This is a genomic window from Halomonas flagellata (genome assembly GCF_022487945.1).
In the GTDB taxonomy this organism is placed as follows: Bacteria; Pseudomonadota; Gammaproteobacteria; order Pseudomonadales; family Halomonadaceae; genus Halomonas; species Halomonas flagellata.
This window is the reverse complement of the sequence record NZ_JAKVPY010000024.1, coordinates 59,899-73,559: the sequence shown is the minus strand read 5'-3', so window position 1 is coordinate 73,559 and position 13,661 is coordinate 59,899. Positions and strand designations below refer to the sequence as shown.

Sequence of the window (13,661 nt, the reverse complement as noted above, 5' to 3'; positions counted from 1 at the left end):
GGATGACGTGGTCGCCGGGGCGCACGCTGGTGACGCCCTCGCCCACCTCCTCGACGATGCCGGCGCCCTCGTGGCCCAGCACCGCCGGGAAGTTGCCCTCCGGGTCGGCCCCGGAGAGGGTGAAGGCATCGGTGTGGCAGACGCTGGTCGCCGCGATGTGCACCAGCACCTCACCGGCCCTGGGCCCCTCGACGTCGATCTCGGTCAGCTCCAGCGGCTGGCCCGCGGCCAGGGCGACGGCGGCGCGTGATTTCATATGGACTCCCCCCAGGGTGTTGTTGCCGATGGCTGTCGTTAGCGGGTGTCGTCACGATCATGCTGGCGGTGCTGTCAGTCTAGGTGAGCCGGAAAGGGGGATTGTGTCGCAGCGACACAAGTGCGTTGCCGCCTGGCAACATTGGTGCCCTCGGGCCGGCCCCGGTGGCCGGCCCCCTCAAGCGCGACAGAACACCCTTGACTCATGAGCATTGCGCGGCGTCAGCTCCGCCGCCGAGCGGGTGTCGCGGGCGGCCTCGCGGCGGGCCGCCTCGATCAGATGGTGATCCGGCGAGAGGTCGCACACCGGGTCGGTGGCGGTGGGGTCGCCGGTGAGCAGGTAAGCCTGGCAGCGGCAGCCGCCGACGTCCCGGTGGCGTTCGTCGCAGCTGCGGCAGGGTTCCGACATCCAGGCCTCGCCGCGATAGCGGTTGAAGGCCTCGCTGGCGTACCAGGCCTCGCGCAGGGGGCGTTCGCGCACGTTGGGGAAACGCATCGGCAGCATGCGCGCACTGTGGCAGGGCAGCACGGCGCCGTCCGGGGCCAGGGTCATGAAGATCGAGCCCCAGCCGCCCATGCAGGCCTTGGGCCGGTCGGCGTAGTAGTCGGGGACCACGAACAGTAGCCGCATGTCGCGGCCCCGTGCCGCCAGATGCTCACGCCAGCGCCTGGTGGTGGCCTCGGCGGCCTCGAGCTGGGCCCGGCTCGGCAGCAGCCCGGCGCGGTTGAGGTAGGCCCAGCCGTAGAGCTGGCAGTTGGCGAGCTCCACGGCGTCGGCGCCGAGCTCGTCGCACAGGGCGATGATGGCATCGAGCCGGTCGATGTTGTGGCGGTGCAGTACCACGTTGAGCACCATGGGATAGCCGGCGGCCTTGACCGCCCGGGCCATGGCCAGCTTCTTCGCGTGGGCCTTGCGTGAGCCGGCCACCGCCGCGGCGACATCGGGGTCGGAGGCCTGCAGGCTGATCTGGATATGGTCGAGTCCCGCCTCGCGCAGGGCCTCGATGCGCGATTCGTCGAGTCCCAGGCCGGAGGTGATCAGGTTGCTGTAGAAGCCCAGCCGGTGGGTCTCGGCGACCAGGGTCTCGAGGTCCCGGCGTACCAGCGGCTCGCCGCCGGAAAAGCCCAGCTGCACGGCGCCCAGGGCGCGGGCCTGGGCCAGGGCATCGATCCATTCCGCGGTGGTGAGCTCCTCCCCGACGGCAGCGAAGTCCAGCGGGTTGGAGCAGTAGGAGCACTGCAGCGGGCAGCGATAGGTCAACTCGGCGAGCAGCCACAGCGGGGCGCCGGTCTGGCCGTTGGCGGTAACGGTGTCGGTGTGGTCAGTCATGATGGATCCACCCTTGTCGGGCGGCGTCGACCAGGAAGTCGTGGACGTCCTCGGCGATGGCCGCGGCGGGGGCTTCCGAGTACTGCGCCTGGAGGGCAGCGATCACCTCGTTCACGTCGCGGTGGCCATCGAGCTGGGTGAGGATGGCACCGGCGCTGTCGTTGAGCTGCACCATGCCCTCGGGATAGAGCAGCACGTGACGCTGCTGGGCCTCTTCCCACTGCAGCCGCCAGCCCGGACGCAGGCGACAGACGCTGGCCCCGGTGATGGCGGCTCCGTTCATGACAGCCCCCGATGATAGACACGCCGGTCGGTGACGGTGTGGTAGGGCGGCCGGCCGAGCTGGTAGGCCAGCGTCATGGCATCGAGCATCGACCAGAGCACGTCGAGCTTGAACTGCAGGATCTCCAGGGCACGTTGCTGGGCGGCGGCGGTGGTGCAGACCGCCAGCGCCACCTCCAGGCCGTGCTCGACGTCGCGGCGTGCCTCCTTCAGGCGCTTGCGGAAGTAGCCGTAGCCGACCGCGTCGATCCAGGGGTAGTGGATCGGCCAGGTATCGAGCCGGCTCTGGTGGGCCTCCGGAGCGAACAGCTCGGTGAGCGAGGCGATCGCCGCCTCGCGCCAGTCGGTGCGGCGCACGAAGTTGACGTAGGCGTCCACCGCGAAGCGCACCCCCGGCAGCACGTGCTCCTGGGACCAGAGCTCGTCGCGGGTCAGGCCGACGGCCTCGCCGAGGGTCAGCCAGGCCTCGATGCCGCCGCCGTCGTCGCCGTGGCCGTCGTGGTCGAGCAGCCGCTGGATCCAGCGGCGGCGGGTGTCGGCGTCGGGACAGTTGGCCAGCAGGGCGGCGTCCTTCTGGGGAATGCTGAGCTGGTAATAGAAGCGGTTGGCCACCCAGCCGCGCAACTGCTCGGGGGTCGCCCGCCCCTCGGCCATGTCGACCTGGTAGGGGTGGTGGATATGGTAGTAGGCACCCTTGGCCAGCAGGGCCTCGCGGAAGGCCTCGGGGCTCAGGGCCTCGCCCTGTGAACTCGCCAGCGGCGACGCGATGGAGGTCATGCAGGGCACCTCTTTGTGTCCGGCCGGGAAGGGAAAAACGGCGCAAAACAACAGGCCGACGCTCCGTGCGGGGAGCGTCAGCCCATCGGGTACTGCGTCGTCACCAGTGGTTTCAACGGTTGGAAATGTACAGGGTCACCTCGAAGCCTAGACGCAGGTCGGTATAGGCGGGTTTGGTCCACATGGGGCTACCTCCACGATGCGGGTGGATATGGCTTGCACTATTCCAGTTAAGCACGCCACGCGGGATCTACCCTGCTACGAAAGTCGCATCATGTGCCCGTGAGCGGCATGGCCGGCGTTCTCGGTATCAGCGCGCCACGTCAGGGTGCCGTCACGGCAGGGATTTATCGGGATTGTTGCTCGTGCGCAAAAGTCTTTTGACCTCAGGCGAGAGCCGAAATCCTCCTGTCCACGCTGTAGCCCCGAAAGTTGTGCTAGACCTTCCAGTGTCATTGCCTGGAACAGGATAACAACCACAACGGGATGTGCCGCACCCCGCGACACACCTTTCAGTGCGACGGAGACAACGCCATGCTTCGGGAGATCGGTTTTGCGATGACGGCCGCCGGGTTGATGGTCGCATCCTTGGCTCATGCCAACCAGAATCAACTCGAGCTGCAGCAGAACCCTGAATACTGGGCCACGCAACTGGGCAACTATCAGGGCAACCGCTACAGCGAACTGGACCAGATCAATCGCGACAACGTGGGTGAGCTGCGATCGGCCTGGCAATTCTCCACCGGCGTCCTGCGCGGCCACGAGGGTGGCCCCCTCTACGTCGGCGATGGGCGCCTCTATATCCACACCCCCTTTCCCAACAAGGTATTCGCCCTCGATGTGGAGGACGAGGGCCGGGTGGTCTGGAGCTATGAACCCGACCAGGATTCCCGCGTCATCCCGGTGATGTGTTGCGACACCGTCAACCGCGGCCTGGCCTATGCCGATGGACGCCTGTTCCTCGGCCAGTCCGACAACACCCTGATCGCCCTGGACGCCGAGACCGGCGAACTGCTGTGGGATGTCAGCAATGGCGACCACACCGTCGGCGAGACCAACACCATGTCGCCGCTGGTGGTGCATGACAAGGTCATCGTCGGCATCAGCGGCGGCGAGTACGGCATTCGTGGCCACATGACCGCCTATGACGTCGAGACCGGCGAACAGGTCTGGCGAGGCTATTCGACCGGACCGGACGACGAAGTGCTGATCGATCCGGAAACCACCACCATGCTGGGTGAGCCGATCGGCGAGGCCGACCTGGGCGTCTCCACCTGGCCCGAAGGCGAGTGGGAACGCGGTGGCGGGGCCCCCTGGGGCTGGATCACCTACGACCCGGAACTCGACCTGATCTACTACGGTACCGGCAACCCGGGGACCTGGAACCCGGAACAGCGCACCAAGGACGGCGAGCCGGCCGACAACAAGTGGGCGATCACCGTCTTCGCCCGCGACCCCAACAATGGAGAGGTCAAGTGGGTCTACCAGAAGGTGCCCTTCGACGAGTGGGACTACGACGGCGTCAACGAAAACCAGCTGATCGATGTCGAGTTCGAGGGCGAGCAGCGCAAGGGCCTGGCGATCATCGATCGTACCGGGTTCGGCTTCCTGCTCGACCGCGAGAGCGGCGAGTTGCTGGTGGCCGAGAAGTTCGCTCCGGAGACCAACTGGGCGGACAGCTATGACATGGAAACCGGACGTCCCAACGTCAACGAGCAGTACAGCACCTACCGCCAGGGCGTCGGCGTCAACACCACCGACATCTGCCCGACCGCCATGGGCGCCAAGAACATGCAGCCGACGGCCTTCTCGCCGAAGACCGGCCTGATCTATGCCGGCATCAACCGGATCTGCATGAACTACGAGCCCTTCGAGACCGAGTATATCGCCGGGCAGCCCTACGTGGGGGCGACCCTGACCATGATGCCGGCACCGGTGGAGAACGGTGACATGGAAGGCCGCCTGGGCAGCTTCATCGCCTGGGACCCGGTGGCCGGGGAGACCGTCTGGGAGATCGACGAGCGCTTCGCGGTCTGGAGTGGTGCCCTGGCCACGGCCGGTGACCTGGCCTTCTATGGCACCCTCGAGGGGCATGTGAAGGCCGTGGACATCGAGAGCGGCGAGGAGCTGTGGCGCTTCAAGACCCCCTCCGGGATCATCGGCAACGTCAACACCTTCATGCACGAAGGCAAGCAGTACCTGGCCGTACTCTCCGGGGTCGGCGGCTGGGCCGGCATCGGCCTGGCGGCAGGCCTCGAGGATCCCGAGGAGGGGCTGGGGGCCGTGAGTGCCTTCTCTGCCCTAGGTGACTACACCAAGCTCGGCGGGGTGCTGACGGTCTTCGCTCTGCCGGATTGAGTGCCATCCCTGCAGGCGGGGCGCGGACTCGGGTCCGTGACCCCGTTCCCTCCCATCCCTCTCCAGGGGCCGCCATGAGTATGCCGGCGGCCCCTGGTCGTACCGAGAAGGAAGCGCTGCATGACGGTATTCAACGGAGTCTCGGGCCGGAGCCTCATCCTGACGGCCGTGCTGGGCCTGGGAGTGCCCCTGGCCGGTTTCGTCTCGCCGGCCGTGGCCGACGAGCACCGTGTCACCGGGGAAGCGCCGGGCGCCTTCGTCGTCGAGGACGACAGGGTCGATCCCAACACCTACGAGGGCTATATCGCCTATACCCGGGTCTGCATGGCCTGTCATGGGCCCGATGGCCTGGGGTCCTCCTTCGCGCCCAGCCTGATTCGTGCCGCCGAGCGCCGCGGCTGGGCCGATTTCGCCGGCACCATCGCCGCCGGCCGTGAAGTCCAGCCTGGCCAGGTGATGCCTTCCTTCGCCGACGACCCCTATGTGCTGGCCAACATGGAGAACATCTTCAGCTACATGCGTGCCCGCGGCGAGGGAGGCCTGGGCCGCGGCCGCCCGAAGATCATCGAGTCGATGCAGGAGGAAACCGAAGCGCCACAGGAGGGGGCGGAGTCCGACGAAGCCGTCCATGATGAGAAGGCCGACGGCTAGCCCCGTCACCTTTCTTCTCTTCCCGGTATCGGAGGACGCATGAGAAGAGGAGTCACCCGGCTGCTGCCGCTGTTGGTCGCCCTGGCCCTGGGGGCAGGAAGCGGCGTGGTGGTCGCCAATCCCCCGGAACTCCAGGACCGCGAGGCGTTGCGGGTCTGTGCCGACGGCAACAACCTTCCCTTCAGCAACGAGGCCGGCGAAGGGTTCGAGAACCGCATCGCCGAGCTGATGGCCGCGGACCTCGGGGTGCCGCTCGTCTACGTCTGGGCACCCCAGGTCATGGGCTTCGTGCGCAACACCCTGGAACTGCGCGTCTGCGACGTGATGATCGGCGCCGTGGCCGGCTACGAGTTCGTGCAGAACACCAACGAGGTCTACCGCTCCGTCTACGCCCTGGTGGTGCCCGAGGAGTCCGACCTCGACGCCACCAGCCTCACCGATCCAGCGCTGCGGGAGCGGCGCATCGGCGTGATCACGGAAACGCCTCCCCTGGTGCCGCTGCGGCGCGCCGGTGCCAGCGTCAAGAGCTATCCGCTGATGGTCGACACCCGGGTACGGGCGCCGGTGCGCGATGCCGTCGAGGACGTGGTGGCCGGCAACACCGAAGGCGCCGTGCTGTGGGGGCCGCTGGCCGGCTACTACGCCTCCCGACAGGACCCTCCGCTGCGGGTCATTCCGCTGGTCGAGGATACCTCCGGTGCCCGGCTGGACTACCGGATCACCATGGGCATTCGCCACGGTGAGCCGCACTGGAAGGACTGGATCAACGACTTCATCGCGCGTCGCCAGGACGAGATCCACGACATCCTCGTCGAGTACCGGGTGCCGCTTCTCGACCGGCGCGGTCAGTTGCTCACTCCCGAGCCGTCGGATGCAGGAGGCGCGTCATGAGGCCGCTGCGCTCGACTCTGGTGATGCTCGGGCTGGGTGCGACCCTGGTGCTGGGCGGCGTGGCTCGGCTCGAGGCCCAGCGGGCGGCGGCGGGCCCCCCCGACTGGCCCTGCGTGCAGCGGCTGATCCCGGAACTGGCCTGGGGCACGCTCTGGACCGGCCCGTCGCTGGATGAGCTGGAGCGGGACTGGTGGGAGGATGAGGAGGTCGGCCGCGTGGCGCGTTTCGCCACCGACCGCTCGACGCCCGAGGACGAGGCCCTGGAGCGGGTCCGCGACTTCGTCGCCTCGGTGGATGATGGCGCGGCCGAGGAGCGGTTGACGCTGCTGTTCGCCGGTCTCTTCGAGCTCACCGATCGTGAACGGCGACGGGCCATCGACGGTATCCGGCGCGCCTCCCGCGCCCAGGTGGCGCGACTCGATGACATCTCGGAGTTGGTCGACGAACTGGAAGCGCTCCGCGACGACGAGCAGGCGAACGAGGCCGAGATCGAACGACTCTCCGAGACGCTGTTCTGGGAAGAGCGCACCTTCGAGAGACGCCAGCAGGCGCTGCCGGCGATGTGCGAGCAGCCCACTCTGCTGGAGGAGAAACTCGCTCGGATGGTGCGGATGATCATGGCGCGAATGCCGTGACCCCAAGGGGGGCCGTAACGACAACAACAGCGGCAGCGCCGGCTGCCTGAGGAGCATGCATGCGGACCTTGCCACGTCCCCTCCGCTGGCTGATGACGGGGGGGCTCGCCGTTGGCCTGGGCTGGTCGGCGGCCTTGCCGGCCGACACCCCGGAGACCATCACCCTGGGCTACCTGGGCATGGAGCGGCCGGACGACCGGGAGCCACTCTCGGTGCTCGCCCCGGTACTCGACGACGAGGGCGTCCAGGGGGCCCGGTTGGGGATCAACGACAACAACGCCACGGCCCGGTTCCTCGACCAGGAGTTCGTGCTCCACGAGGCGGAGGTGTCCCAGGGCGGCGACGTCGGCGAGGCGCTGGAGAACCTCATCGACCAGGGCGCCGACTGGATCGTCAGTGACCTGCCCGCAGAAGGCCTGCTGGAGGTGATGGCCCACCCGGCGCTGGGCGACCGGGTGGTGTTCAACAGCCGGGCGCCGGATGACGAGCTGCGCGGGGAGTCCTGCCATCCCAAGCTCTACCACACCACCCCGAGCCGGCGGATGCTGGCCGATGCCCTGGCCCAGTTCCTCGGCTACAAGCAGTGGGATCGCTGGGCGCTGGTTCACGGCAACACCGAGGAGGATCGCATCCTGGCCGAGACCCTGAAGGCCGCGGCCGAGCGTTACGGCCACCGCGTGGTGGACGAGCGGATGTGGCCCCATGATCCCATGGCGCGGCGCGCCGAGGGCGGCTTCCATGCCATCCAGCGCGAGATCCCGGTGTTCGTGCAGGACCTGCCCGAACACGACGTGCTGGTGATCGCCGACGAGACCGACTACTTCGGCGAGTACTTCCCCTTCCAGACCTCGGCGCCGCGCCCGGTGGTGGGCACCCAGGGACTGATCGCCACCCCCTGGCACCGTGCCCACGAATCCTGGGGGGCGGTACAGCTGCAGCGGCGCTTCGAGAAGCTCGCCGACCGCTGGATGACACCCCGCGACTTCGGCGCCTGGCTGGCGGTGCGCTCCCTGGGGGAGGCGGCGGCGCGTACCGGCTCGGTGGCACCCGATGAGGTGCTCGACTATATGCTCGGCGAGGAGTTCGAGCTCGCGGGCTACCTGGGCCTGCCGGTCAGCTACCGCACCTGGAACCATCAGCTGCGCCAGCCGATCCTGGTCACCGGCCCGCGCATGGTGGCGTCGGTGTCGCCCCAGGAGGGCTACCTGCATCCGCGCACGCCGCTCGACTCGCTCGGCGCCGACGAGGGGGAATCGCCATGCCGTTTCTGAGCCAACTCACGACTCCCGCCGGCAGGCCTGCCTCCCTGGGGCTGGCGCTGGGCATCCTGCTGATGCTGCCACTGGCCGCCCAGGCCGAGCGCATCTTCGTCTCCAACGAGAAGGACAACACCGTCTCGGTGATCGACGGTGACACCCTGGAGGTGGTGGAGACCATCGGCGTCGGCCGTCGCCCGCGCTCGATGGCCTTCAGCAGCGACGGCAGCGAACTGTTCGTGGCGGTGGGCGACGACGAGGCCATCGACATGATCGACCTGGAGACCCTGCAGGTGGTGCGCAGCCAGTCCTCCGGCGACGACCCCGAGGTGATCCGCGTCGACCCTAACCGGCCCTACCTCTATGTCTCCAACGAGGACGACAACATCGTCTCGGTGCTCGACTACGAGGCGCGCACCCGGGTCACCGAGATCCCGGTGGGCGTCGAGCCCGAGGGGCTGGGGATCAGCCCCGACGGTCGCTGGCTGGTCTCGACCACCGAGACCTCCAACATGGCCCACATCATCGACACCGAGGCCATGGAGGCGGTGCACCATCGCCTGGTGGGGGCCCGGCCGCGGCACGCCGAGTTCACCCATGACGGCCGCGAGGCCTGGGTCTCGTCGGAGATCGCCGGCATGGTGACGATCCTCGACATGGAGGAGACCTTCGACGTCAAGCACACCATTCGCTTCGACGTGCCGGGCGTGCCCCGGGAGACCGTCCAGGCCGTCGGGGTGGTGCTGACCTCCGACGGTCGCTACGCCTTCGTGGCCCTGGGGCCCTCCAACCGCGTGGCGGTGATCGACCAGCAGAGCTACGAGGTGCTCGACTACCTCCTGGTCGGCCAGCGGGTCTGGCACCTGGCGCTCAATGACGACGAGAGCCGGCTCTACACCACCAACGGGGTCAGCGGCGATGTCAGCGTGATCGAGGTCGACGGCCTGAGGGCGATCAAGTCGATCCCGGTGGGGCGCTTTCCCTGGGGGGTGATCGTCGAGCCGTGAGTGGACTCCCCGTCTCCGACAGGGACGCCCTCTCCCGGAACGAGGAGGGCGGGCTCGCCCTGCAGGTTCGCGACCTGAGCTTCGCCTATGGCGACACGCCGGTACTGGCGTCGGTCTCCCTGGCGATTGCGGCGGGGGAGTTCGCGGTGCTGCTGGGCCCCAACGGCGCCGGCAAGACCACGCTGTTCTCGCTGATCACCCGCCTCCACGACCGCCGCCGGGGCGAGATCCGCATCGGCGGCTTCGACGTGCGCCACCAGGCGGTGCAGGCCCATGCCCGCATCGGCGTGGTGTTCCAGCAGCCGACCCTGGACCTGGATCTCAGCGTGGCCCAGAACCTGGCCTATCATGGCGCCCTGCACGGCATGGCCCCCCGTGAGGCGCGAGCGCGGGCCGAGGCCCAACTGGCCCGGGTGGGGCTCGCCGAGCAGCGGCGCACGCGGGTGCGGCAGCTCTCCGGCGGCCAGCGGCGGCGGGTGGAGATCGCCCGGGGGCTGCTCCACGAGCCGCGCCTGCTGCTGCTCGACGAACCCACCGTGGGACTCGACGTCGGCTCCCGCCGCGACCTGGTCGAGCATGCCCACCGGCTGTGTGCCGAGGAGGGGGTGGCGGTACTCTGGGCCACGCACCTGATCGACGAGGTCCGCCCGGCGGATCGCGTCCTGGTGCTGCACCGCGGCCGGCTGCGGGCGGATGGCCGGGCCGAGGAACTGGTCGCCAGGCTCGGCGTCGACACCCTGGGCGAGGCCTTCGACCGCCTGGTGGGGGAAGAGGAGGCACCATGCCCCTGATGCCCTGGCTGCACTGCCTGCGCGGCGTGGTCAGCCGCGAGCTGCTGCGCTTCCTGCACCAGCGCAGCCGCTTCCTGGCCGCCCTGGTGCGCCCGCTGGTGTGGTTGTTCGTGTTCGCCGCCGGCTTTCGCATGGCCCTGGGCGTGGCGATGACCGAGCCCTACCAGACCTACATCCTCTATGAGGTCTACATCGTGCCGGGGCTGGTGGGGATGATCCAGCTGTTCAACGGCATGCAGAGCTCGCTCTCCATGGTCTACGACCGCGAGATGGGCAGCATGCGGGTGCTGCTGGTCAGTCCCTTCCCGCGCTGGTACCTGCTGGTGTGCAAGCTGCTGGCCAGCACCCTGGTGTCGGTGGTGCAGGTCTACGTCTTCCTGGCCATCGCCTGGTGGTACGGCATCCAGGCGCCGCCGCTCGGCTACCTGTGGATCCTGCCGACACTGGTGGTCACCGGCTTCATGGTCGGCTCCCTGGGCCTGCTGCTATCGACCTTCGTGCGCCAGTTGGAGAACTTCGCCGGGATCATGAACTTCGTGATCTTCCCGATGTTCTTCCTCTCCTCGGCGCTCTATCCGCTGTGGCGCATCCGCGAGGGCAGTTACCTGGTCTACCAGATCGCCGCGCTCAACCCTTTCACCCAGGCGGTGGAGATGATCCGCTTCGCGCTCTACGAGCGCGTCAACCTCGAGGCGATCCTGATCAGCGTGGTGGTGACCCTGGTGCTGCTGGGCCTGGCGATCCTGGGCTACAACCCCTCGCGAGGCATGATGGCGCGCAAGGGAGGCGGCGGCGACTGAGGGCGCTCAGGGTTCGGTGGCCTCGGGGTCGAGGGATTCGAGGAAGTGGATGATGCGCCGGCGCGAGCGTTCGTCGAGCCCCCAGAACACCATGCGGATGCCGGGCAGGTAGTCGTCCGGGCCGGCCAGGAAGGCGTCGAGGGTCTCGGCGGTCCAGGTCAGTTCGGCCTCGCGCAGCGCCGGGGAGTAGTCGAAGTCCTCGACGCTGCCGGCCGGGCGCCCGATCAGGCCGTGCAGGCTGGGGCCGGCCAGGTGCTCGCCGGGGGCCAGGCTGTGGCAGCCCACGCACTGGGCGCGGAACAGGCGCTCGCCCTGGGCGCGCTCGGCATCGGCCATGGCCGGAGCAGCGACCAGCATGGCAACGAGCGGCAGCCAGGCCGGAGTGGGCCAGGCGGTGTCGGGGACGCGGCGTGACACGGGCGTGGTCAGAAGCAGCGCAGGTTGGCGTCGGCCTGGGCCTGGCGCAGGGCCTGCAGCTGATCCTGCATGCCGCGCTCGGTGCGGAACAGCACGCCGAGTTCGCCGCGCTGATCCTGCATGCCGAGCACCGTCTCGACCTGCTCGTACTCCTCGTAGGAGAGGTGCTCGGCGATCACGTCGATGCTGCACGAGCATTTCTGCATGGTCAGGTAGCTGTTGCCGTTGGACGCCATGCACCCCAGCACGTAGTCCACCCGCGCCTCGGTGGGGTAATCGTTGGCCATGACCGGCAGCGCCAGCCCCGCCAGTAGCAGGGACAGGGCGACCCGGCGAAGGAGGCCGGCCGGCTGCGTCCGACGTGTCGGCATCGTGGTTGTCTCCGGAGCCGTGTTGGAATGACAGCCTTCAAGTTATGGCACTTCGCGGGGTTTTGCCACCGTCCCGCCATGACACGTCACGCCCGCCATCGTGGCCTGTCACCATGCCTTGCGATCTGCCACCCTGGCGGGTCATGGCTTGCCGGCATCACCGTCTCCCGGTTCCTGGTCCTTGATCTCGTAGTCCCCCTCCAGCACCCGCTGCTCGCGGTAGCTGCCGCCGTCACTGCGATGCTCCCGGTAGCGGGTCTCGCGGTAGTGGAAGCCGGTGCCGACATCCTCGGCCTGTTCGGCGCGCATGCGCTCCATGCGTTTCTTCAGGCGGTAGCGAAGGATCGGCAGCATGGCCCAGCCGAGCAGCAGGAAGAGCAGCCCCAGCACCATGGCGACGATCATCATGACACCGAACAGCAGCCAGGTGAGCAGCAGCTTCAGGCCGTCCAGGGGCCCACCGGTGCGGGTCTGGCGGGCGCGCTCCCGCCACTGCCGGGCGGCCTGCCAGGCGGCGTTGTGACGGGGGTCGTGTGGATCGGGCATCGGGATCTCCCTGTGGTGGAGCCGGGCTCCTTGAATGGCTGCCCCTTGGAGGCCGCCCGGGGGGAATCGTTCCTGGCCGGCCGGTTCGAAGGCTTCGACAAGACGCCAGCGTGCCGCGGTCAGGAGCGCCACACCTCGGCGACGATCTCGTAGCTTCTCAGGCGGTCCTCGGCGGCATAGACGTCGGTGTTGAGCATCAGCTCGTCGGCCCCGGTTCGTTCGAGGAACTGCTCCAGTCCCGCACGCACGGTCTCGGGGCCGCCGATGATCGCCGCGCCCAGGAACTGTTCCACCTGGACCCGCTCCATAGGAGTCCAGTCCAACCGCTCGACCGGTGGCAGCGAGCGTGTCCGCTTGCCGCGCACCATGCCGAGAAACTTCTGCCGGGCCGTCGAGGCAAGCCACTCGGCCCGTTTATCGCTTTCGGCGGCGATCACCGGCAGGCCGACCATGGCGTGGGGCCTGTCGAGCACCGCGGAGGGCCGGAAGTTGTCGCGATAAAGTCGTAGGGCCTCATGCAGGTAGCCCGGGGCGAACTGGGCGGCGAAGGCGAACGGCAGCCCTTCCCGGGCCGCCAACTGGGCACTGTAGCCGCTGGATCCAAGCAGCCAGATCGGCACCTCGGTGCCCTGGCCGGGTACCGCGCGGACACGCTGCCCGGGCTGCGCCTCGCCGAGAAAACCCTGCAGCTCGGCCAGTCGCTCGGGGAAGTCGTCGACACCGGCATGGGGATCGCGGCGCATGGCCGCCATGGTGGCGGCGTCGGCGCCCGGGGCCCGGCCCAGGCCCAGGTCGATGCGACCGGGGTAGAGGGTCTCCAGTGTGCCGAACTGCTCGGCCACCACCAGTGGCGGGTGGTTAGGCAGCATGATGCCACCGCTGCCGACGCGGATGCGCGAAGTGGCGCCGGCCAGGTGGCCGATCAGCACGGCGGTGGCGGCGCTGGCGATGCCGTCGAGGCTGTGATGCTCGGCCAGCCAGTAGCGGGTGAAGCCGAGCCGCTCGGTCAGGCGGGCCAAGCCGACGCTCTCGCGGAAGCTGTCGGCGATGGTGCCGCCCTGGCGAATCGGGGCCAGGTCGAGCACGGAGAGGGGCGTCTTGGCGAGTCGTGACATGTCGCGGCACTCGAAAGGTTTGTTAGCTTGCTTGCTATTCTGGTGTTATGGGGGCGGCCGCGTACAAATGCAATTCTGGGCGAGGAGAGAAAGCCCGATGATTTCCGGCCCGTTGCCGGGTGTCACGATTTCAGTCCGGAGGGGGTCGCGCGTTGCCGCCAGCGCCCTTACACTCAGAA

17 protein-coding genes are annotated in these 13,661 nt (G+C 68.4%); 8 read left to right on the top strand and 9 right to left on the bottom strand.

Annotated elements, in window-relative coordinates; translation table 11 throughout:
• The 5 genes from MKP05_RS17345 to pqqA form a co-directional block, all read right to left on the bottom strand.
• On the bottom strand, positions 1 to 256 hold a 256-nt coding region (locus MKP05_RS17345; RefSeq protein WP_240569443.1), incomplete at its 3' end, for an alcohol dehydrogenase catalytic domain-containing protein.
• A 177-nt stretch (positions 257 to 433) separates the two neighbouring features.
• On the bottom strand, positions 434 to 1,585 hold the full coding sequence (pqqE, locus tag MKP05_RS17340) for a pyrroloquinoline quinone biosynthesis protein PqqE (RefSeq protein ID WP_240569442.1): 1,152 nt from the start codon (positions 1,583 to 1,585) through the stop codon (positions 434 to 436).
• Entirely contained in the window at positions 1,578 to 1,868 is a 291-nt protein-coding gene (gene pqqD, locus MKP05_RS17335; protein WP_110282748.1) for a pyrroloquinoline quinone biosynthesis peptide chaperone PqqD, read from the bottom strand. The genes pqqE and pqqD overlap by 8 nt, the downstream gene beginning before the upstream one ends.
• Positions 1,865 to 2,644, bottom strand: coding sequence for a pyrroloquinoline-quinone synthase PqqC (gene pqqC, locus MKP05_RS17330; protein WP_110282747.1), 780 nt, complete (start codon positions 2,642 to 2,644; stop codon positions 1,865 to 1,867). Before pqqC ends, pqqD begins: the two co-directional genes overlap by 4 nt.
• A gap of 112 nt (positions 2,645 to 2,756) precedes the next feature.
• Positions 2,757 to 2,828 carry a pyrroloquinoline quinone precursor peptide PqqA gene (gene pqqA, locus MKP05_RS17325; protein ID WP_081786101.1) on the bottom strand — a complete coding sequence of 24 codons (72 nt, stop codon included), beginning with the start codon at positions 2,826 to 2,828 and terminating at the stop codon, positions 2,757 to 2,759.
• Positions 2,829 to 3,178: 350 nt separating this feature from the next.
• On the opposite strand from pqqA, the gene MKP05_RS17320 reads away from it, so the two are divergent.
• The 8 genes from MKP05_RS17320 to MKP05_RS17285 all read left to right on the top strand — a co-directional run bounded on the left by MKP05_RS17320 (position 3,179) and on the right by MKP05_RS17285 (position 11,033).
• Positions 3,179 to 5,002: a methanol/ethanol family PQQ-dependent dehydrogenase gene (locus MKP05_RS17320; RefSeq protein WP_240569441.1), complete on the top strand. Its 1,824-nt coding sequence runs from the start codon at positions 3,179 to 3,181 to the stop codon at positions 5,000 to 5,002.
• Positions 5,003 to 5,122: 120 nt separating this feature from the next.
• Entirely contained in the window at positions 5,123 to 5,653 is a 531-nt protein-coding gene (locus tag MKP05_RS17315; protein ID WP_240569440.1) for a c-type cytochrome, read from the top strand.
• Between the two features lie 39 nt (positions 5,654 to 5,692).
• Positions 5,693 to 6,544: a quinoprotein dehydrogenase-associated putative ABC transporter substrate-binding protein gene (locus MKP05_RS17310; protein ID WP_110282744.1), complete on the top strand. Its 852-nt coding sequence runs from the start codon at positions 5,693 to 5,695 to the stop codon at positions 6,542 to 6,544.
• The gene (locus MKP05_RS17305) at positions 6,541 to 7,179 is read left to right on the top strand and encodes a hypothetical protein (RefSeq protein ID WP_240569439.1); all 639 of its coding nucleotides are present in this window, start codon (positions 6,541 to 6,543) and stop codon (positions 7,177 to 7,179) included. The genes MKP05_RS17310 and MKP05_RS17305 overlap by 4 nt, the downstream gene beginning before the upstream one ends.
• Positions 7,180 to 7,238: 59 nt before the next feature.
• Positions 7,239 to 8,450, top strand: a complete 1,212-nt coding sequence (locus MKP05_RS17300) for an ABC transporter substrate-binding protein (RefSeq protein ID WP_240569438.1) — start codon at positions 7,239 to 7,241, stop codon at positions 8,448 to 8,450.
• The gene (locus tag MKP05_RS17295; RefSeq protein ID WP_110282741.1) at positions 8,438 to 9,442 is read left to right on the top strand and encodes a PQQ-dependent catabolism-associated beta-propeller protein; all 1,005 of its coding nucleotides are present in this window, start codon (positions 8,438 to 8,440) and stop codon (positions 9,440 to 9,442) included. Before MKP05_RS17300 ends, MKP05_RS17295 begins: the two co-directional genes overlap by 13 nt.
• On the top strand, positions 9,439 to 10,233 hold the full coding sequence (locus MKP05_RS17290) for an ABC transporter ATP-binding protein (RefSeq protein ID WP_240569437.1): 795 nt from the start codon (positions 9,439 to 9,441) through the stop codon (positions 10,231 to 10,233). Before MKP05_RS17295 ends, MKP05_RS17290 begins: the two co-directional genes overlap by 4 nt.
• Positions 10,224 to 11,033, top strand: coding sequence for an ABC transporter permease (locus MKP05_RS17285; protein WP_326521366.1), 810 nt, complete (start codon positions 10,224 to 10,226; stop codon positions 11,031 to 11,033). The genes MKP05_RS17290 and MKP05_RS17285 overlap by 10 nt, the downstream gene beginning before the upstream one ends.
• Before the next feature lie 6 nt (positions 11,034 to 11,039).
• On the opposite strand, the gene MKP05_RS17280 is transcribed toward MKP05_RS17285, so the two are convergent.
• From MKP05_RS17280 to MKP05_RS17265, 4 genes are all read right to left on the bottom strand, one after another.
• The gene (locus MKP05_RS17280; protein WP_240569436.1) at positions 11,040 to 11,450 is read right to left on the bottom strand and encodes a c-type cytochrome; all 411 of its coding nucleotides are present in this window, start codon (positions 11,448 to 11,450) and stop codon (positions 11,040 to 11,042) included.
• 8 nt (positions 11,451 to 11,458) lie between these two features.
• On the bottom strand, positions 11,459 to 11,821 hold the full coding sequence (locus tag MKP05_RS17275; protein WP_240569435.1) for a hypothetical protein: 363 nt from the start codon (positions 11,819 to 11,821) through the stop codon (positions 11,459 to 11,461).
• A 141-nt stretch (positions 11,822 to 11,962) separates the two neighbouring features.
• Complete coding sequence (locus MKP05_RS17270; RefSeq protein ID WP_240569434.1) at positions 11,963 to 12,367, bottom strand: hypothetical protein; 405 nt, start codon at positions 12,365 to 12,367, stop codon at positions 11,963 to 11,965.
• 119 nt (positions 12,368 to 12,486) lie between these two features.
• Positions 12,487 to 13,482 carry an LLM class flavin-dependent oxidoreductase gene (locus MKP05_RS17265; RefSeq protein WP_240569433.1) on the bottom strand — a complete coding sequence of 332 codons (996 nt, stop codon included), beginning with the start codon at positions 13,480 to 13,482 and terminating at the stop codon, positions 12,487 to 12,489.
• Between the last annotated feature and the right edge of the window lie 179 nt (positions 13,483 to 13,661).

Bases quoted from the DNA above. Each gene is read 5' to 3' on its own strand.
- MKP05_RS17265 (WP_240569433.1), bottom strand. From the start codon at position 13,482: ATGTCACGACTCGCCAAGACGCCCCTCTCCGTGCTCGACCTGGCCCCG.
- MKP05_RS17315 (WP_240569440.1), top strand. From the start codon at position 5,123: ATGACGGTATTCAACGGAGTCTCGGGCCGGAGCCTCATCCTGACGGCC.
- MKP05_RS17305 (WP_240569439.1), top strand. From the start codon at position 6,541: ATGAGGCCGCTGCGCTCGACTCTGGTGATGCTCGGGCTGGGTGCGACC.
- MKP05_RS17295 (WP_110282741.1), top strand. From the start codon at position 8,438: ATGCCGTTTCTGAGCCAACTCACGACTCCCGCCGGCAGGCCTGCCTCC.
- MKP05_RS17285 (WP_326521366.1), top strand. From the start codon at position 10,224: ATGCCCCTGATGCCCTGGCTGCACTGCCTGCGCGGCGTGGTCAGCCGC.
- MKP05_RS17270 (WP_240569434.1), bottom strand. From the start codon at position 12,367: ATGCCCGATCCACACGACCCCCGTCACAACGCCGCCTGGCAGGCCGCC.
- MKP05_RS17320 (WP_240569441.1), top strand. From the start codon at position 3,179: ATGCTTCGGGAGATCGGTTTTGCGATGACGGCCGCCGGGTTGATGGTC.
- pqqE (WP_240569442.1), bottom strand. From the start codon at position 1,585: ATGACTGACCACACCGACACCGTTACCGCCAACGGCCAGACCGGCGCC.
- pqqD (WP_110282748.1), bottom strand. From the start codon at position 1,868: ATGAACGGAGCCGCCATCACCGGGGCCAGCGTCTGTCGCCTGCGTCCG.
- MKP05_RS17310 (WP_110282744.1), top strand. From the start codon at position 5,693: ATGAGAAGAGGAGTCACCCGGCTGCTGCCGCTGTTGGTCGCCCTGGCC.
- pqqC (WP_110282747.1), bottom strand. From the start codon at position 2,644: ATGACCTCCATCGCGTCGCCGCTGGCGAGTTCACAGGGCGAGGCCCTG.
- MKP05_RS17275 (WP_240569435.1), bottom strand. From the start codon at position 11,821: ATGCCGACACGTCGGACGCAGCCGGCCGGCCTCCTTCGCCGGGTCGCC.
- MKP05_RS17300 (WP_240569438.1), top strand. From the start codon at position 7,239: ATGCGGACCTTGCCACGTCCCCTCCGCTGGCTGATGACGGGGGGGCTC.